This is a genomic window from Cohnella mopanensis, assembly GCF_022352055.1.
GTDB classification, from domain to species: domain Bacteria; phylum Bacillota; class Bacilli; order Paenibacillales; family Paenibacillaceae; genus Cohnella; species Cohnella mopanensis.
This window is the reverse complement of record NZ_JAKRWM010000029.1, coordinates 1-20,276: the sequence shown is the minus strand read 5'-3', so window position 1 is coordinate 20,276 and position 20,276 is coordinate 1. Positions and strand designations below refer to the sequence as shown.

Annotated in this window: 13 protein-coding genes; 3 read left to right on the top strand and 10 right to left on the bottom strand. The window is 49.0% G+C overall.

The annotated features are described in order from the left end of the window. Positions 1-56: 56 nt before the first annotated feature. From L3D05_RS24970 to L3D05_RS24960, 3 genes are all read right to left on the bottom strand, one after another. Positions 57-1,748, bottom strand: a complete 1,692-nt coding sequence (locus L3D05_RS24970) for a S41 family peptidase (protein ID WP_239619099.1) — start codon at positions 1,746-1,748, stop codon at positions 57-59. 73 nt (positions 1,749-1,821) lie between these two features. Continuing rightward, positions 1,822-3,213: a sensor histidine kinase gene (locus L3D05_RS24965; protein ID WP_239619098.1), complete on the bottom strand. Its 1,392-nt coding sequence runs from the start codon at positions 3,211-3,213 to the stop codon at positions 1,822-1,824. Beyond that, positions 3,210-3,890 carry a response regulator transcription factor gene (locus tag L3D05_RS24960; RefSeq protein WP_239619097.1) on the bottom strand — a complete coding sequence of 227 codons (681 nt, stop codon included), beginning with the start codon at positions 3,888-3,890 and terminating at the stop codon, positions 3,210-3,212. The genes L3D05_RS24965 and L3D05_RS24960 overlap by 4 nt, the downstream gene beginning before the upstream one ends. A 250-nt stretch (positions 3,891-4,140) precedes the next feature. Between L3D05_RS24960 and L3D05_RS24955 the strand changes: the two genes are divergently transcribed. Together L3D05_RS24955 and L3D05_RS24950 are read left to right on the top strand one after the other, a co-directional pair. Next, positions 4,141-4,758, top strand: coding sequence for a TetR/AcrR family transcriptional regulator (locus L3D05_RS24955; RefSeq protein ID WP_239619096.1), 618 nt, complete (start codon positions 4,141-4,143; stop codon positions 4,756-4,758). Positions 4,759-4,797: 39 nt separating this feature from the next. Further along, positions 4,798-7,119 carry an MMPL family transporter gene (locus tag L3D05_RS24950; protein ID WP_239619095.1) on the top strand — a complete coding sequence of 774 codons (2,322 nt, stop codon included), beginning with the start codon at positions 4,798-4,800 and terminating at the stop codon, positions 7,117-7,119. Positions 7,120-7,244: 125 nt separating this feature from the next. Here the strand turns inward: L3D05_RS24950 and L3D05_RS24945 are convergent, their stop codons facing one another. The 6 genes from L3D05_RS24945 to L3D05_RS24920 all read right to left on the bottom strand — a co-directional run bounded on the left by L3D05_RS24945 (position 7,245) and on the right by L3D05_RS24920 (position 16,643). After that, entirely contained in the window at positions 7,245-9,362 is a 2,118-nt protein-coding gene (locus L3D05_RS24945; RefSeq protein WP_239619094.1) for a transglycosylase domain-containing protein, read from the bottom strand. 149 nt (positions 9,363-9,511) lie between these two features. Beyond that, complete coding sequence (locus tag L3D05_RS24940) at positions 9,512-11,134, bottom strand: response regulator transcription factor (RefSeq protein WP_239619093.1); 1,623 nt, start codon at positions 11,132-11,134, stop codon at positions 9,512-9,514. Beyond that, positions 11,127-12,890, bottom strand: coding sequence for a sensor histidine kinase (locus L3D05_RS24935; protein ID WP_239619092.1), 1,764 nt, complete (start codon positions 12,888-12,890; stop codon positions 11,127-11,129). Before L3D05_RS24935 ends, L3D05_RS24940 begins: the two co-directional genes overlap by 8 nt. A gap of 65 nt (positions 12,891-12,955) precedes the next feature. After that, on the bottom strand, positions 12,956-13,834 hold the full coding sequence (locus tag L3D05_RS24930) for a carbohydrate ABC transporter permease (protein WP_239619091.1): 879 nt from the start codon (positions 13,832-13,834) through the stop codon (positions 12,956-12,958). Between the two features lie 11 nt (positions 13,835-13,845). Then, entirely contained in the window at positions 13,846-14,742 is an 897-nt protein-coding gene (locus L3D05_RS24925) for an ABC transporter permease (RefSeq protein WP_239619090.1), read from the bottom strand. A gap of 107 nt (positions 14,743-14,849) precedes the next feature. Next, positions 14,850-16,643 (bottom strand): extracellular solute-binding protein, encoded by a 1,794-nt coding sequence (locus L3D05_RS24920; protein ID WP_239619089.1) that lies wholly within the window; start codon positions 16,641-16,643, stop codon positions 14,850-14,852. Positions 16,644-17,140: 497 nt separating this feature from the next. On the opposite strand from L3D05_RS24920, the gene L3D05_RS24915 reads away from it, so the two are divergent. After that, entirely contained in the window at positions 17,141-19,987 is a 2,847-nt protein-coding gene (locus tag L3D05_RS24915; RefSeq protein WP_239619088.1) for a X2-like carbohydrate binding domain-containing protein, read from the top strand. Between the two features lie 99 nt (positions 19,988-20,086). Here L3D05_RS24915 and L3D05_RS24910 read toward each other — a convergent pair. Beyond that, the coding region (locus L3D05_RS24910; RefSeq protein WP_239619087.1) for a winged helix-turn-helix domain-containing protein at positions 20,087-20,276 on the bottom strand (190 nt) is incomplete at its 5' end.

Here is a 20,276-nt window from a genome sequence, read left to right as displayed (position 1 = left end):
AACATAAATTAGCTGCAATAGGAGTTCGCGTCCCCTACTTTTGTCAGGCACCCAGCTTAGCCATTGAAAGAAGCTAACGCATAATTCAGTTCAACGTCCTGCCCTTCGATATATTTCATCTTAAACGTTTGCTCGTTCATGGGAACCGTAATGTCGGGAGCCGCTCCGCCTTGTCCGCGTTCATCGCTATCGCCTTGTATCGTTTTGTCCCGATTAAGGGATCTGCCATCCGGGAACCGCACGACATATCCTCCCGGCATTTTCATTTCTATAGGAGAGGACACGACGCCGAACGAACCGTTCGTAGACGTAAAGCCGATAATCTTGACATTGGGCATTCCTTTTAAGATCAGTGGCAGTCCTTCCCCAGAGCTCGCGGTGTTATGATTAATGAGGACGGCGATTTTCCCTGAAAAATAAGTCCCAGAAGGATGAACGGTTCTCGTTTCGGCACGGTTGATTTCGAAGCGTCCCGTATTCCGATTGTAGTAACTGACGTATTCAAAGAGCTTTTTCTCGTTCACGAAATGCCCTGCCATTCGGGCAGCAAGATCATCGTCGCCGCCCGGATTATCCCGAAGATCGATAATTATTCCCTTTATACGTTTCTCTTGGAACTCTTTCAATTTATCTTCCAGCGCTTGCGCGGGATCGGATTGCGTTGTTCCCGGAAGGAAATAATTGATTTTCACGTACCCGTATTCCTTCTCAAGGATCCGGCCTACCACGGGAGGATCTTCTTTCTTTGGCTTTAACTTCGTTTTCTTCAAGGTCTCGTAATGATCGTCGTAGGCTGTAAACGTCGCAGTCCTGTTGGCTTGATCGTCCGGATTCCGAAATTCGACTTGGATTTCTTTGCCGATCGGAGCTCTTGCCAAGAATCGACCTTGATTTTGAATCCGATCTCCTTCGGTTGCCGACGGGTTCTCGCTCCAGGACGTTTGGTCCAAGGCTTTCCAAACGTCCATCCCATCCCACGAAAGGATTTCGGCTCCGAGCTTGATTCCGTTCTTGTCGGCCGGGCTGCCCGCTAACAGCAAGCTAACCAACACCTTGCCGTTATCCAATCGAACCGCGCTAATTCCGACTCCGCCGCCGGCTTCATTTTTAAACGCGTTATTATCGTCGTACAGATGCTCGTTCACGATTTTAATATGACCGTCACGGAAAGAAAAGAGGTAATCTCTTAACGTTTTATAGTAGAGGTTCGGATCTTGGTTGATCTCCGCCTGGAGGAATAAAGGCTCGTATTTATTTCTCTTTGCTTCCCAATCGATGTTTTTCCATTCTCCGAAAGGATATTCGGCGGACAATCTTTCGTTCATCGAGATGAAAGCTTTGGAATAGCTCTTCTCGCTTAAATCGCTCACCGGATTGTATCGTACTTCACCCGCAATGGTTAAAGCCAATAACGTAGGCAAGGAACCGAGGACGCAAACGATAACCATGACGGTCCGAAATTTCGGGGACAGCGGCTTAACGGCCGGTTTAAAGATCGTTCTAACGGTGCATAAGAAAAGGATGGCCGTTGAGGCATAAATCAGCAGAGCAAGTATAGAGGCATCGCCGTTGATAAGGCTTATAGCCGCAACGATGACGCCCGCGCTCGGAATAACATTAAACCACCGGTTATTTTTGATAAGGGGCAAAGCATACCCCAGCAAGACGAACAGGTTTAACGCGCATAAAATCATTTCCCAGACAGTCAACCATTTCAATGAATCGATAACATCTTGAATAAAGCTCATCGTTCCTATTCCTCCGATCGGTTCAATGTATTTCGCAATGAGCTTATTGGAGAAATATGAACGGAGCGTGAACTCATTTTTCAAAGACGGACTCAGATGAAAGATCAGCGGGAAGCGTCACGGTGAACGTTGTGCCCAGACCGACCGTACTATCCACTCCTATGCTTCCATGATGACGAGCGACGATTTTTCGGGAGATGGCAAGACCGAGACCATTGCCGTTCCGGTCTAAGGCCCGCGACTTGTCCGCTTTGTAGAAGCGCTCGAAAATAGAGCTTAAATCCTCCGGAGCAATTCCAATCCCGGAATCGCTTATCGCAACGGCGATCTCATGTGCATGGGGTCGGCTGATCGCGATGAGGACTTGTCCGGCGCGGGGCGTGAACTTGATGGCATTCCCGAGCAAATTCATCCAAACTTGATTGAGTTGATCCCGGTCGGCCGATATTCTGACACCGGCACCTGAAGGGGACTCTATAGCGACGCATATGCTTTTGGCCGACCACTGGGGCTCGCACGCGACGATAATTTGCCGAATTTGCTCGTTTAGGTTAAATGATTCCGTCTCGAACGGATGATGATCCGATTCGAGGGAAGCGAGCTTCAGCAGGTTATCGCCGAGTCTGGACAACCTGTCGCTCTCGGTAACGATAATATCCAAGTATTGAACGCGATCATCCTCCTCAATAACCAGATTGCCATCCTTCAAAGCTTTCGCGAATCCGGAGATGGAAGTTAACGGCGATTGGATTTCATGAGACACGTTCGATACGAAATCTTGTCGCATCCGCTCCATTTGCTTAATTTCCCTTGCCATGTCGTTAATGCTCCGCGAAAGAGTTCCCAGCTCGTCTCCGCGATTGATTTTCAACTCAACCTCGAAATCGCCTTTTGCCAATCGCTTAGTTACCTCCGTCATCGCTTGAAGAGGCTTCACCAGGTATCTGCCGGCAACGAGTATACACAAGCTTCCGATCGTCAGCATCATGAACAAAATGGCTAAGAGCAAACGAATGATCGTGATTTCGTTCTTGGAAGAGCTTTGCAAAAATAAGGCATAACGTTTTCCTTCGGACGTAAACGGAAGGCCGATGAACGTTCCGCTATCTTTTCCCTGCGAACGATACCGCTCTCCTTGCAGCACCTTGCGAACGGATTCCGGGTTAATCTCTTCTGCCTCCTTTCCCTTAGTCGGAATATAAGAGTTCATCCCGCCGTTGTCGTCGTAAAGCCGCAACGTATAGGAAACCAATTCGGCCATATTCCCCATGAATGCATCCAAATCCGGAGGATTCGTTTGTTCGTACACGCGAATCATACGATCGCCGGCCGCGATCATGTCGTTTTTCCCCGTAGCGTTTAGATCATTCTGGAATAGAGCCAGGGCAAGGAGAAGGGATGAGATCAAGCTGATGACGATGACAATCAGAAAAGTTAGTACGACGCGAACGTATAATGTTTTCATCCCGGATTCACCGCCAGACGATAGCCGACGCTTCGTGCCGTTTCAATGCGAAAATGGCGAACGTCCTCGGCAAAGCGTTCTCTTAGCCGCTTGATATGAACGTCGACGGTTCTGTCGTCGCCTTCGTAATCCATGCCCCAAATCTGGGTGATTAGCTGCTCTCTCGTAAAGATCTGCCCCGGGCGGCCGGCAAGCACGAACAGCAGTTCGAATTCTTTCAGAGGCAAAGCTAATTCCTCGTCTCCCCGCAAAACCTTATACGTTTTCCGATTGAGCACGATTTCACCCAACGCGATGACCTGGGACGAGGCAATACGGTATCGCTTCAGTAACGCTTTAACCCTCATCACAAGCTCAACCGGATCGAACGGCTTCGTCATATAATCATCGGTCCCGAGCTGGAAGCCTTTTATCTTATGACCCGATTCGCCCTTGGCCGTTACCATCAAGAGCGGAATGTCGGGATCGCTTCTCCGAATCGCTTTGCACAAATCCCATCCATCCATATGCGGCATCATAATATCGAGGATGACGAGATCGATTCCCGATCCTTTGACGATGGCATGCGCATCGATGCCGTTGTCCGCTTCGGCTAGATCGAACCCTTCATTCTTCAAGTAAAGGCGCATCAAGGCCCGAATGTGCGGATCATCGTCCACGATAAGAATTTTGACCATTTTAAACAATCCTCCAATAGAAAAAAGCACAACATAAAAAAGCAGCCAAACGTTCAATACGGCTACTTTAAAGAATAATACATTTTCTGCATTTCTGGAGGATAAAAACTCCAATAAAAGTAAATAGGTTTCTGTTCTGCGGGCATCGAGAATAATAATCGCCACAAATCCGTAACAACTTGCTCATTGTGCATAATTGCCCATTGGGCAATAATATAATTATGAAAAGAGGTGAGCGCTTAAGCGTTCTATGATGAACAATCAAAGCTTACGCCATATGAAGAGGGAAGCAACCGCAACTGCGCTTGCCGATGCAGCTTATGCTCTTGCCCTGGAGAAGGGCATGGACGGATTCGTTGTCGAGGACGTCGTGCAGCGCGCAGGCTACTCCAGAAGAACGTTCGCGAACCATTACTCCTGCAAGGAGGAGGCGGTAGCGGCTGCGGCTGTCATCTTTCACGGCGCCGAAGAAGTATCGGATTGGATTGAAAGTCTAAACGAGAATATGACCCCGCTAGATATTCTGTACCATTTAATGAAGCTGCAACTAACCGCGGAACATCTCGGGAAATTGTACCAGCTTATGTCGCTGTCGAAGGAGTATCCGACGCTTAACCCCTATATCCTCAGCGCATTGCGTCGTTTGCAAATTATGGCCCAACAGACGCTAAACGAGTTATCCCGAGACCGATATCCGGCAGGGTACACCCATCTTCTCGTCGGCGCCGTTTACGGCGCGGTGCTGCCTTTGCTTGACGGCAGCCTGAACGTCCCGTTGCCGGTTCAATCGTCCGTGGAAGCTTCGAAAGCCGATACGTTCGATCATTATTTGGACACTATGTTCGGCTACTTGCGCAACGGATTCTAACTCGAGTAATTTCCACATGCAAAGGAGAAACGTTAACGTATGTCAACTTTCCTGTACAGGTTAGGTAAGTCCGCCTATTCTAAACCATGGTATTTCATTACTAGTTGGATCGTGATCTTGGGCGTTGTGCTCGCCATACTTGGAGCGAACGGAATACATGTCAGTTCGGATATGAAAATCGAAGGAACGGAATCGCAGAAGGTGTTGGATCAGCTTACGGAACAACTGCCGGAGGCTTCGGGCGGACAAGCCAGCATCGTATTTAACGCGCCGAAGGGCGAGCGCCTGGATACGCCGGAGCGTTTGGCCTCCATTAACAAAGCCGTTAATGAGATTTACAATCTTGACTATGTCGTTAATGCGATAGAATTGGCCGCAGCGGCCGGAGCCTCGATGTCCGACGGCGCGCAAGAGAACGCATCCGCGCAAGCAAGCTCAAGCGAAGCGCCTCCCTATGGCCCTCTGATCGTGGATGGTGTCCCGGTACCTGGGGTAATGCTTGCATCCGATGGCAGCGTTGCCTTGTTCCAATTCCAATTCACCGTTCAGCAAATGTCACTGCCCAAATCGGTTCCCGATTCTGTAATCGAGACTGCTATGACCGTCGAACAGACGGGCATTTCCGCATTGCCTAGCGACTCGCTATCGGGCAAGCCGGCTATCGGCTCGACTGAAGCGATCGGTATCGTTGTTGCCGCCGTCGTCCTGTTCATCACGTTAGGTTCGGTTGTCGCGGCAGGCTTGCCGCTTCTGACTGCATTAATGGGAGTAGGAATTAGCGTCGGTGGAGCGTATGCCTTCTCGAAAATGTTCCATATGACCGATCTCACGCCCGTTCTGGCACTTATGGTCGGGCTTGCCGTCGGAATCGATTACTCGCTGTTCATCGTTAACCGGCAGCGCCGCATGATTCTCGATCAGCGACTAAGCGCTCGGGAAGCCGCAAGCAGAGCGGTCGGCACCGCCGGGAGCGCCGTATTTTTTGCCGGTTTGACCGTTATTATTGCGTTATGCGGCATGCTTGTAATCGGAATCGGCTTCTTATCCGCGATGGCGCTTGTTGCCGCTTTGGCCGTCCTCGTCAATGTTCTCGTTGCCCTAACCCTGTTACCTGCTTTGCTCGGGCTGGTAGGCGAGCGCATCTGCTCGGCTAAAGCCCGCTCGAAGAACGGTTCCCAAGCGAACAAAGCATCACAAGGTCTCGCGCATCGCTGGGCAACCGGAGTAGCGAATAAACGCTGGCTGATTATTGTTGGCGTCATTGTCATACTGGGCGCAGCGGCGATTCCCGTCGCCAAGATGGAGATGGGCATCCCTTCCGGCGCTACGGCCAATCTGGACACGGCATCCAGACAGAGCTACGATGCGATTTCGGACGGTTTCGGCGAAGGCTTCAATGGTCCGCTCCTCCTTGTCGCCGAGCCCAAAGGCGCTTCGGACACCATCACGCCGGAAGCGCTGGGCGGGCTGGTTCAGGAACTTCAGCAGCATGACAACGTTAAGCTCGTAACACCGATGGGCGTAAACAAAACCGGAAATATGGCGATTATTAGCCTTATTCCGCAAACAGGACCAACGGATGCAGAAACCAGAGAACTGGTGCAAGAGCTTCGAGCTTCCGATTCGAGCATGGCACGGACGTATGACATGTCGATTGGCGTTACTGGATTTACCGCAATCAACATCGATATGTCGTCGAAGCTGGCTGAGGTATTCCCTCTCTATGTCAGCATCATCGTCATCCTTTCGCTGATTATTCTGCTGCTCGTATTTCGCTCGATCATCGTTCCGGTCAAAGCGACGGTCGGTTTCCTTCTCAGCGTGCTTGCCACATTCGGGATCACTACCGCCGTATTCCAATGGGGATGGCTTCATTCCCTCTTCGGCTTTGACACCGGCGGCCCACTGCTCAGCTTTATGCCGATCATGGTTACCGGCATTCTATACGGGTTAGCGATGGATTATCAGGTGTTCCTAGTCAGCTCCATGCGCGAATCTTACGTCCATGGACATCATGGAACGGAGAGCGTCGTTCACGGCTACAATCAAGCCAGCCGCGTTGTCGTGGCTGCAGCCGTCATTATGGTATCCGTATTCGCAGGCTTTATTTTCGCTCATGATATCATGATCAAACAGATCGGTTTTGCGCTGGCGATCGGTATCCTTATTGACGCCTTCATCGTCCGCATGGCGCTCGTCCCTGCCGTCATGGCGATCTTCGGCGATAAAGCCTGGTGGCTGCCGAAATGGATGGATCGCATGCTTCCGAATCTGGATGTCGAAGGCGATAAGCTGCTTAACGAGCTGAAGCAACAGGAAGACTCCGCCGACATTAAGAGTAAACCTAGTCAGACTTACTAATTTTTAGTAGAACAGTGAAATAGAAACGCCGGAGAACTTCCCTTTCCGACAGGGGGTTCTCCGGCGTTATTATTCGTTTATACGATTCTTCGGGGCGGTTTTGCCCTTTAGGTTCAATCATTCTCTTAATCTTGCTTATCTTGCTTATCTTTCTTACCATTCTTATCTTTCTTATCATTCTTATTTTTCTTGTCACTCTTATCTTTCTTATTATTCTTATCTTTCTTTTCTTTCTTTTCTTTCTTATCCTTCTTGCCTTTCTGATCTTCTTTACTGCTATTATCTTTATTAAATTTCCCTGTCGAGGGACGCTTAAACTCGGATACCGGAACACCCTTTAAGGCCAATGACATCATCTCTTTGAAGATTAAAGCCGGATATTGCCCACCTGATGTCGTTAAATAATGCTTGCTGTCCGTATTGTCGTAGCCAAGCCACACTGCCCCTACCAATTCCGGCGTATAACCGACAAACCAAGCGTCTTTGGCACCTCCGGTAATCCCTGCGAACTGTTTACTCTGCGGAAGCTGCGTCGTCCCCGTTTTTCCCGCTACCGGACGATCCATTGCCGCGTTCTTTCCCGTTCCTTCTCGGATAACATCACGCAACAGCTCTGTCATCGCGTAAGCATTCTCCGGTAACAAAACCGTTGTCGATTGAACCTCGGCTTCAGCCAGAACTCTTCCATCTGTCGTAGTGATTTTAGTGATCGTATGAGCCGGAACCTCTGTTCCAAGATTAGGAAATATACTATAGCTTTGCGCCATTTGAAGTGGAGATACCCCTTGGGATAGACCGCCTAGCGCCAAACTTAGATTATTATCTTCTTCAAGCGGAATACCGAGCCTCTCAACAAATGATTTGCCGGTGCTCAGTCCAATTTCGTTCAATAACCAGACCGCTGGAATATTCCTCGAATGGATAACCGCATCTCGCAGGGATACCTGCCCCAACGTTCGATGATCTGAATTTTCAGGCTTATAACCATTAATATCTAGCGGACCATCATACAGAATCGATTTGGCATCATACCCCTTTTCCAGAGCAGGCGCGTAGACCATCAGCGGTTTGAATGCCGAACCGGGTTGTCTAACTAGCTGTGTTGCATAGTTGAACCCGCGAAATACATGTTCACCCCGTTGCCCCACGATTCCACGAACACCGCCAGTAGACGGGTCCATAATAACCGCTCCGCTCTGCACAAGTTGATCGGGGGCGCTTATTGGAAACAAGGAATCATTACGGTATGTTGCTTCCATCGCATTTTGAACGACTGGATCTAGCTCCGTGTAGATGAGAAGGTTTCCTGCTAATAGCTGGCGCTCGGTAAATCCATATAATTCAATAGCCTCATCGATCACTTCATCGGTATACGAAGCATATTGACCTAGCAAATGATTTTGCTGATCTGAGGGAACCTTCTCGAGTACATGAATGGGCTCAGCTATGGCTTGGTTATACTCATCATTCGAAATAAAATCTTCATCGCGCATTAAGCTGAGCACAAGATTTCTTCGCTCCAACGCGAGCTCCTTATTCTTAAGCGGAGAATAACGACTGGGTGCTTTCGGTAGTGCGGCCAATAAGGCGGCTTCAGCCAACGTCAAATCCTTCGTATCTTTGCCGAAATATCGCTTAGCTGCTCTCTGTATCCCCCATTGACCTTCACCGAAGTAAATTTGATTCAAATACATTTCAAGAATCTGGTCCTTATTATAGGAAGACTCGATCTTGAGGGCATAGGCTGCTTCCGTCAGTTTGCGCGAGAACTTTTTTTCACCGGTTAAAAATACGTTTTTGGCGAGTTGCTGGGTAATCGTACTCCCGCCCTGAGCTGCGCCACCTTCCTTGACATTACGGAAAACAGCCCGAATAATGCCGAAGGCGTCCACTCCAGTATGATCGTAATATCGTTTATCTTCGACCGCGACGATCGCTTGCTGCATATGCAGCGGAATTTGGTCGAGCGATACTTGCTCGATTTTGACGGAAACCATTTGGGAGCTTGGTTCCCCATTCCTATCTATCAATTGTGTCGGAGTTAGTAAGGGAACGGCCAGCTTCTCAATATCAAGAGAGCTTATCCAGTAGGCTCCGATAGCCACAAGTGACAATAGTCCGAGAAGTATTCCGACTATCAAAATCCGAAATCGGCCCAGAAATCGAAAGACGCCGGAGCGATCCGGCGCTCTGGACATTTTGCGACCATTACCTTGTTCCTCAAGTAAATTCTGTTCTGCCATATCTGTCTCCTGCTGTAGTTAAACCTATCGTCACCCTGAAAGAGATGGCTTTCAAGTCTATAATCATAATGGGAAAAGTTCATCTTGAAGTCAAATGAAAATTCTACCATACGCATAGCTACCGGGTTATTTGACAAGCTTGCCCCTCTTCAAGACAAACCCGTTCGATCGCGATATTCTTGAGGAGTCATATTCGTAAACGTCTTAAACAGCTTAATGAAATGCGGCACTGCCTGATAACCTAAGATATGGGCGATCTCATAAATTTTTTTGTCGCTGCTGCGCAGCAAGTGCGAGGCCAATTCCATCCGGTATCGTAAAATATATTCGCTCAAATTGTTTCCCGTTTCTGCCCGGTATGCTCTCGACAAGTAAGCGGGATGAAGACCGATGTGCGCCGCAAGCGTCTGCAACGATAAATTATTCAAATTATCGTTCATGTTCCGCTCGATGAATTTATGGACCTTGTCGACTAATCCCGATTGCTTCTCGGATGAATCTTCCGATTGTTCTCTAAGACATCGAAGCATCAAGAATGCCCACTTCTCTAGCTGATTCAGCGAGGGGGCGGCCGGCATGAGACCGAAGGAGGACGGGCCGAACTCGCTAAGCAGCTTTCCTTTCTTGTGTGCCATATACTGATACGCGTTGGCAATGGCAAAATACGCTTCATTGGCATGCTCGGGAGGATAGTTCACGCTTTTCAATTCGGCGAATATCTCGGTTAGCTTCTCCTCTGCATGTCCCCAGTTCCCCGTATCGAGCAAATGAATTAAGAGGGGAGGTCGATACAGCGAAGTCAGCGTTCCGATCCGAGCCTGATCGAGATTGCCCGCGATCCGCAGAAATACGCTTTGCCGCTTGTCTTCTATTAACCTCATTCCATCGATTACCGATCGATACAGTCCGGGAACGCCTTCGGGAAACGACGTCCAGTTTTCTGCCAGCACGACGGAAATGCTACCGCTCAAGAGGGATTCCGCCTTTTTCTTTAGTTGCGCCGCCAGGACGTCCATCGTATTCTGAAGGGTGTGCACGTTCGCGTTGTTTCCCTCTTTGGCCGATACGATAAAGACGAGGTATTCGTTATGATCTCGGCAGAAACACAAATGAAAGTCGTCTCTAAACAATTCCTCCGCCATATTCGTAACCGCGTATTCGATAAGCCCTTTATCCAATCTTTCATATTCTTGAAGCTTACCCTCCAGCCTTACGAGGAACAAACCTACTTTACGATCCAGGGAGAAAGGCAAGTTTAAGAGGAAAAGCTTCCGTTCCAACTCCGCGTTAGGGATAACGTTGTACAGCAGCCGATTCAGCAGCTCGCCCCGCAGCGCGGGCAAATTTTCCCGAAATGCGTATACATCGCGTTGCTGCTGTTGGTGCAGCTTCGTTTCACAAGCGATTTCTTCGGCTAGTTTGCCTAGCGTCTTCCTCATTTGATCCGGGTTAACCGGCTTCATCAAGTACCCGGATGTATTATACGGGACTACGCTTTGCGCATATTCGAAATCGGCATACCCTGAAATGACGATAATTTTAACTTTACGCCCCAATTCGCGGATCTCTCGAATCAACTCGATCCCGTTCATCTCCGGCATCCGTATATCCGTAATGACGATATGGATGTTTTGTTCCCGATAGAGCTTTAAAGCCTCTTCACCGGAAAAAGCTTTATGAATACGCCCGATACCAAGTTCGTCCTTCGGAATCGTAGCGGCTATACTGTCAACCTGAGAGGGGATATCGTCTACGATCAGAACTTCAAACATTGGAATCTCCTCCATCCTTAATTATCAACCCCACGCGAAGTCCGCCTAGAGAAGAATGTTCGATCAGAAGCCCCGAGGATTGTCCGAAGTAATGCCTTAGACGCTGATGAACGTTCCGCAGCCCAAGGCTGCGATCCGCGTTCGATTGCAACTGCAAGGAGTGCCTTAAAGATTCCAAATCACCTTGTTGCATGCCGATGCCGTTGTCTTCTACGACGAGTTCCCAGCCGTCCTCGATCCGGTTGCCGGTTATGACGATTTCGAATTTCCCTTTCTTGCCCTCCATACCGTGCACGATCGCATTCTCGACAAGCGGCTGTAACAACAACCGAGGCATTAGAATAGACATCATGCCATCATCGATATGTTCATGAAATTGCAGACGCTCGGACTGCATCCGATGGATTTCCAAGTAATTGCGAATCAATTCCATTTCCTCGGCCAAAGAAGTCAATTGTTGCTCCGTCCTGGTCGTATATCGGTAATACTGGCTCAAGTGTTGCGTGAAGGCGACGATCGCATTCGTCCGTTCAAGCTGCGCCATGCTTTGAATATAGGCGAAATTATTATATAGAAAGTGCGGATTGATCTGCGCTTGCAAATGCTTAAGCGACGACTCCTTGGCATGAAGCTGCTCTGCGTACACCTTGTCGATTAGCGTCTGAATATCTTCGGACATCAGGTTGAACTGTTCGATCAAATAATGAAACTCATTGTTCGACACGCGCTTGATTCGATGACCGTACACGCCCCGCCGCAACGATTTTACTGCCCGGATTAGATCGTTGACCGGTTTCTGTACATTGCGGTACAGCAATGCCGCGGAGGCGACGCCCATAACTAGCAAAAGCAAGCTTGCGGCATAGAACATCCGTTTACTATCAACGATGGGCTCAAGAACATTTTTCATCGGCTGGAAATCGACCATATACCATCCCAATGAGGTTGAAGTTACGTAATTGACAAGATACGGTTCATTGTTAAAAGTCAATTTGACAGACCCTTCGGTCGGGTTTTTCGCTTTGATTTTATCGAATTGCTCTGCCATGGCATGGATCAGCTTGGGATTCGACTCCCGCGGCATGATCGATTCATAACCCGGATGGTAGAGAAAAGCTTGGCCGACGCTGCCTTGCATAAAACTTTCAAGCATTTTCACAAGATTTTCGGACGAGAACGTGACTTCGACGTACAAATTCGGATCTCCCTGTTTGGACAGCAATTCGAATGGCGTAATTAAATGCCGCACGAACGCTTTCTCCGATCCTCTGTCCATCTCGATCATGCGATAATCCCAACGCTGCTCACTCGAATTCCTGAAGTATTCCGCATCGTAATTCTGCTTCAAATTCGTCGACACGACAACACCTGAGAGCGGTGAATATACGGTAAAATCGTTATCCCACTCGAAGGAGGTGGACTGCATATCCAACTTCTGCATCAGAAGCCTCTTCGATGCCAACAAGGTATAGGCCGTTTCGGGAGAAGGCCTGAGCTGCAACTGCACCGCATCCGGGTCGGTCGCGACGACGAAGGCGGCTCTCCATAACCGGTTCGCCTCGACGTCCATCTGCTCCACGAAAAACCGGATCCGATTCAGGTTGACCTGAAGCAGCTCCTGTTCGACAACATCGGTACTGGTCTTATTAGAAGAATCGAATATGACGATAATCGGGATAAGCATCAAGACGATTACGATCATTACTTTCGTGAAAATATTCATTTTGCCGATCGTTCTGCGTATGATTCTGAACATGGAGCTCACCCGATTCGATCCTATTTTGACGATTCTGAAAGTATAAAACCCACTACTAAATCCCTCTAGGACTTCACCGAGCCAAGTACGATTCCTTTAACGAAATACTTTTGCATGAATGGGTAGACGATCAAAATAGGCAATGCCCCGATAAAAATTTGCGCTGCTTTAACCGTCCGGTTGGAAAAATTGTCCACACTAGCCAATGTTACACCGACCCTGGACAAATTGTCACTCACAATCATGGAATGCAAATAAGTAGCAAGAGGGTACCCGTTCGGATTGGACATGTAGATTACGCCGTCAAACCAAGAATTCCAATGAAATACCATCGTAAACAAAGACAATGTCGCAATGGACGGCATCGATACGGGCAAATATATGCTCCATAGCACTCTCAGGTGGCCTGCTCCATCGATATAGGCGGCCTCTTCCAATTCCTGCGGAATCGTCCGGAAGAAATTGAGCATCAGAATCATGTTCCATACGCTGACGGCCGAAGGCAATACCAAGGACCAGATTGTATCGATCAGGTGCAACTTGCTTACCAATATATAAGAAGGGATCAACCCTCCCGAGAACAGCATCGTAAAGACGAAAATCCAAATGTAAATTTGACGGCCCGGGAATTTGTGGACGGATTTCGATAAACTATAAGCTGCCATCGTAACGACGGCCATCGACAGCACCGTACCTAACACGGTACGCTCTACTCCGATCCACAAAGAGTGGATGAACATCTCGTTGCCCAATGTCTTCACATAGGCATCCGTCGTAAAGCCGATCGGCCAGAAATTGACGATATTCGCCGTTGCCGCAGCCCGTGAGCTGAAAGATAACGAAAGTACGTGAAGAAGAGGAAGAATACATATCAGCGACAGCAGGCTAAGAAAGATCGTGTTCGAGATTGAAAATACGGAATACCCTCTAGAGCGATAGCGCATGGTCGTCCTCCTTAGAAAATCCGGTAATTGGCTAACTTGAAAGCCATTCTGTAGCTAATGACGATCAAGATGAAGCCGATCGCCGATTTGAAGAGTCCGATCGCCGTTCCGAAGCTGAACTGTCCGTTGTTCAATCCTTCCCGATAGACGAACGTATCGATGATATCTCCGTGCGAATATACGAGAGGATTGTATAAATTCAGGATTTGATCGAATCCGGCATCCAAAATCCGGCCGAGCGACAACGTGGCGACGACGATGACGATCGGTAGAATGAGAGGAACGGAGATCGATTTGACTTGTTGCCAACGGGAAGCCCCGTCGATTTCGGCCGCTTCGTACAAAGCCGGATTGATGCCCACCAGCGTGGCCAGGAAAATAATCGCGGAAAACCCGAATTCTTTCCACACATCGCTCAGAACGACCGTAAATCGGAACCACTCTCCGTCACCTAAGAAAAAGATGCTCGGGATGCCGAATGAATTCAACGCACGATTGACGATTCCGCCCTCCGTCGAGAGAATATCGATCAGAATGCCGCCCAGGATAACCCACGACAAAAAGTGCGGCAAATAGACTAGCGTCTGTACGACTCTCTTAAAAGCCATTTTGCGGACTTCGTTGAGCAACAGCGCGAAAATAATCGGGATGATTAAATTTACGATCAACTTGAGCGCGGCAATGATTAACGTATTCCATATGATTTGCTTGCCGTCCGGATACGAGAACAGATACCGGAAGTGCTCAAAGCCTACCCAAGGCGAACCTTTGATCCCCAGCCACGGCTCGAAGTCTTGGAAAGCAATTACGGCCCCGAACAAAGGAACATATTGAAAGACGATGACCAATGCTATAGCCGGCAACAATAGCACATGAAACGGCCAAGTTTTCCGCCAATACGCTGCCATTACGCACCCCTCCTATCATCAGAAAAATAGAGGAGGAGCGAGGCGAGCCAAGGCTGCCCTCTCCTCCGTCTTCAATTATTTCTTTCTTCAAATGCGTCCAGCCATCATTATTGGTTTTTCGCGTACCATTCGTTGACTTCGTCCGTAATCTTCTGACCGCCGTTATCCAACCATTGTTTTACGAATTCGTCGAAATATTCGATCGGTTTTTCTCCGTAAATGATTTTGAGATAGCTTTCCGTTGCGAGTTTCTTCAGCAGCTCGCCTTTGGATTTCATCGTAGGCGTCATCGGGCCCGTAAAATAGTTTTTGCCTTCGGTGATGTTTTGGTTAATCCGAACGCCAGCGGCGTCAAGTTGTCTCTTCTTCAATTGCTTGATGTCGAATTCCAAAGCCGTTGCCGGCTCGGCGTTCGGATCGGCTAGAAACTTCTTGACCGCTGCAGAGTTGGAGTGCGGAATGCTCGTAAAGTTGCCGAGAATATTCGTCATCATGTATCTAATGTCCATCGTGCCGCCGTCTTTCAGCGGCCATTGGTCTGCTGGAACGCCAGCCGCCTCGTAGTTGCCTTTGACGATTTTTCCGTCCCATTTCACGTAATCGTACCCTTCGTGATAACCGTCTTTCCAACGCGGATCGAAGTACGGATCGCCTTCCATCTCCAATTTCTTCGCGTATATTTTGTTGAAGTATGCGAACCAGGCTTCGATATTTTCGAAGTCTTTTCTGAATACCGTGAAGCCCTGGGTCAGCGGTTTCTCCGCGCGTCCCACCAAGCCGTTCGGACCAACCGGAAGCGGATACGGCTCGAAATCGGCTTTCGGATCGTTCTTGGTCGCGTCTCCGAGCGGCCAATCGCCCATCCAGAACGGGCCGAACATGATGCCGGCCTTGCCGCTGGCTACCAATTCGGAGGATTTGGACGGATCCTTGATTCCGGCTTCTTTATCCAGATAGCCTTTGCTCATCCAGTCTCTCATCTTCTGCAAATACAGTTTGGCGTCCGGATGAATCGCACCGTAGCTCAGCTTGTTGTCTGCGCCTTTGTTCCAGAATAAGCGCACATCGTAAGTATTGATCATTTGATCGGTGAGGGCGGCGACGATCGCATCCGTCTGACCCATCCAAGTCCAAGGCCCTTCTTTAAGCGGCACGGCCAAACCGGTCGTGTCGTTCTTACCGTTCCGATCGGGGTCGTTCTCCGTGAATTGTTTGATAACGTTTTCGAAATCATCCAAAGTTTTGGGCGGTTGAAGACCAAGAGTATCAAGCCAGTCTTTACGAATCCACATCACGGTGCCTTCGTCACCCATGAAGAAAGCTGGCAATCCGTAAATCTTTCCGTCTTTCTTGACTTCTCCTAGCGCGTAACTATACTTCTCCAACAGCTTCTTGTACTCGGGATGCGCGTATTTCTCGATGGCTTCGTCCAAAGGCATCAATTTATCGGCCGCGAGCAAGCTTTGCAGCGGATCGTTCCCGGCGGCGAACGCGTCAGGCAACTTGGCACCGCTGGAAAGCAGCAAGCGAAGTTTCGTATCGTAATCTTCCGGTTTCGTTACGATAAAATCGAATTTTACGTTGATCCCCATATTTTCTTTCATCCAGCGAATGTTCGCGTTGTCTTCCATGGACTCTCCAGGCTTGAACGCATTTCCCCTCGAAGCGCCATCGTCTAAAATGGCAGTCGTAATGGTAACCGGAGGGTCGAACTTCTGATTCCTCGGATCGGTCGGCTCTTCCGTTTTGCCGGATTCCGACGCGGACGGACTTGCCGATGCGGATGAACTTTTGGGTGCAGATTCTGAATTGTTATTCTTCGAACAAGCGGCTAAAGTCGGTAATAAACCAATTGCGATTGAAAGCGTTAACAATCTTGCTACTCTCAAATAACGGCTCATGTTTTACCCCTTTTCTACTTAATGTTGGTACATTTTTCATTATGTTGTCATAGAAGGGTTGTGTATATATTCGAATTTTAACGCAATATCAATAATCGTACATTTGTTTTCAGTTGTAAGAGCTTGTTTGAGTCTTGGGTAAAAGATAGATAATCTCTAACTGGGCAATAAATAATTGGAAGAAGCCTCCTTTGAAGCAGCTGTTTCGATTAATGTACCCATAGCCAACTTGTCGCAGCATTTTACCGGAATTCCTACTGCGCCATAATAGGCTCCGGCAATTTGCCCATAAACCGCGCCAACTATTTGTCTACTAAAAAGCAAGAAAATTCTACATCAATTTTAATTAATTTTAATTAAATAGAACAAAAGTGGTACATGTTAGTGAAAACAATGAATAAATGGGTTCATATACAAAAATTTATCTACATGTTAGCATGAAAGCGAAATCATTAGCTAACGTATTGCTAATTTATTATTGGAAGGGGAGAGTAATAATGAAAACCTGGGTCAAACAAGCAAGCGCTATGATTCTAGCATTCACTCTGCTGCTTGGGTTGACGACCGTGCCCGCCGCTCATGCGAGCACCCCGCTTTTCACGATTGAAGGAGAAAACGCTCAGCTCAGTTCCGATCTTCAGGTGGCAACTTCAATATACGGGACTCCCAAACCCGGATATTCCGGAAGCGGATTTGTCTGGATGCAAAACTCCGGCACCATAACCTTCACGGTGACCGTTCCGGCAACCGGCATGTATTCGATCTCCACCCGTTACATGCAGGAATTAAGTCCTGACGGCAGACTTCAATATCTAACGATTAACGGCGTTACCAAGGGATCGTATATGCTGCCCTACACGACAACGTGGTCTAATTTCGATTTTGGCATTCAAAAGCTGAATCAAGGAGTCAACACCATCCAAGTGAAGGCCGGTTGGGGATTCGCTTATTTTGACACCTTCACCGTAGACTATGCCAATCTTGATCCTTTGCATGTGCAGCCGATCCTCACCGATTCTCAAGCCACACCGGAAACCCAACTATTGATGAACTATCTGACGGGGGTTTACGGCAACCATATTCTCTCCGGCCAGCAGGAAATTTACGGAGGCGGGAATAACGGAAATTCTGAGTTAGAGTTTGATTGGATCCATAATTTATCTGGTAAATATCCGGCGATACGCGGCTTCGATTTTATGAACTATAATCCGTTGTACGGTTGGGAGGACGGGACGACCGCTCGGGTAATCGATTGGGTGAATAACCGAGGCGGGATCGCAACAGCCAGCTGGCATATCAATGTGCCCAAGAATTTCACCGCCTATCAGCTCGGGCAGTCTGTGGATTGGCTGAACGCCACCTACAAGCCAACGGAAACCAATTTTAATACAGCCAATGCGGTCGTTCCCGGTACGAAAGAATATCAATACTTGATGTTGGCCATAGATGATTTGGCGCAACAGCTGAAGATTCTGCAAAATAACGGGGTACCGGTTATTTTCCGTCCCTTTCATGAGGCAGAGGGCAACGGCGGGGTGAATGGGGAAGGCGCGTGGTTCTGGTGGGCTAAAGCAGGCGCAACGGTGTACAAACAGTTATGGAATTTGCTCTACACCAAACTTACGCAGACGTACGGGTTGCACAACATAATCTGGACCTATAACAGCTACACATATAGCACTTCCCCCGCATGGTATCCCGGCGACGATAAGGTAGATCTAGTCGGCTATGATAAATACAATACGGTCTACAACCGTTATGACGGTCTGTCCGGCGTGCCCAATGAGGATGCCATCACTTCGACTTTCTATCAGCTTGTTAATTTAACCGCCGGTAAGAAAATGGTAGCCATGACGGAGAACGACACCATCCCAAGCTTACAAAATCTAACAGAAGAGAAAGCGGGATGGCTCTACTTCTGTCCTTGGTACGGCGAGTTTATCATGAGTGCCGCTAATAATTTTCCTGCCACACTGAAGACGCTTTATCAAAGTAGTTATGTAATCACGTTGGATGAGCTGCCCAACTTAAAGGTTACCAATCCAGCCCAAAACTCATCCATCACGCCAACAAGCGCTACGTTTGACAAGAAGACGGCTAACCAAGCCGATATCGCTGTCACGATGACGCTGAACGGTAACACGCTAAGCGGCATTAAGAACGGCTCTGCTTCCCTCGTATCCGGTACGGACTACACCGTATCAGGCACAACTGTCACGATTAAGAAAAGCTACCTCGCCGCGCGAGCAGTCGGCACGACGAACCTGACGTTCGACTTCAGCGCAGGCACCGATCCGGTGCTCGCCATATCGATCGTCGACACGACGCAAACGGCGAACAACTCAACCATTACACCAACAAGCGCAACGTTTGACAAGAAGACGGCTAACCAAGCCGACATCGCTGTCACGATGACGCTGAACGGAAACTCGCTGAGCGGCATTAAGAACGGTTCTGCCTCCCTCCTATCCGGCACGGACTACACCGTATCGGGCACGACCGTCACGATTAAGAAAAGCTATCTTGCCGCGCAAACGGTAGGTACGACGAGCCTGACGTTCAACTTCAGCGCAGGCACCGCTCCGGTGCTCGCCATATCGATCGTCGACACGACGGTCGCCCTGCCGGGCGCACTGACGTTGACGGGCACGGCTGGCAACGCGCAAGCATCGCTGTCGTGGACGGCGTCAGCGGGCGCAACTTCGTATAGAGTCGAACGTGCAACAGGCAGCGGCTCGTACACGGCGTTGGCAACAGGTCTGACGGGCTTGACTTACACCGATACGACGGCTGCTAACGGCACGACGTACAACTATCGTATCGTAGCGGTCAATACAGCTGGCACAACAACCTCCAACGTCGTCTCGCTGAAGCCGACGGCGCCGGCTACTGGAAGCTTCAAGATTCAAATGTACAGCGGTAACACGGACGCATCCAGCAACACGATCGCTCCACGCATCAATATCGTGAATACGGGTACGACGGCGCTCAATCTTACGAACGTCAAGTTGCGGTACTACTACACGATTGACGCGAACAAAGTGCAAGCGTTCTGGTGCGACTGGTCGACTGTGGGCAGCAGCAACGTTACGGGTACATTCGTGACGATGACCACGCCTAAGACGGGAGCTGACACCTACTTCGAAGTCGGCTTCACAAGCGGTGCAGGCTCGCTGGCGCCAGGCGCATCTGCCGAGATTCAGATTCGTATCGCGCGTACGGACTGGAGCAACTACACGCAAACGGGCGACTATTCGTTCAGCGCAACGGGCTCCAGTTACGTGGATTGGACGAAGATGACCGGCTACGTGAACAGCACTCTGCAATGGGGCATCGAACCGTAAAAATAGATTCTAATGAACTGGTCTAATCAGTTCGTAGCAGTATCATTAAGGAGCTCTCCCGAATTTCGGGCGAGCTTCTTCTTCACACATAAAGAAACCTTAAGTTCGCGCTTGCAACGCACCTCTGGCAACCAGCATATATCCGGCCCCCCGAATCGTAACAATTCTCTCAGGATTGGCAGGGTCAGCCTCGATTTTTTTGCGTAAATTGCTGATGTGTACAGCGACCGTTCTCGTGTCCTCCAGACTCTCCGTTCCCCAGACGAGCTGAAACAACGCATCGACACTG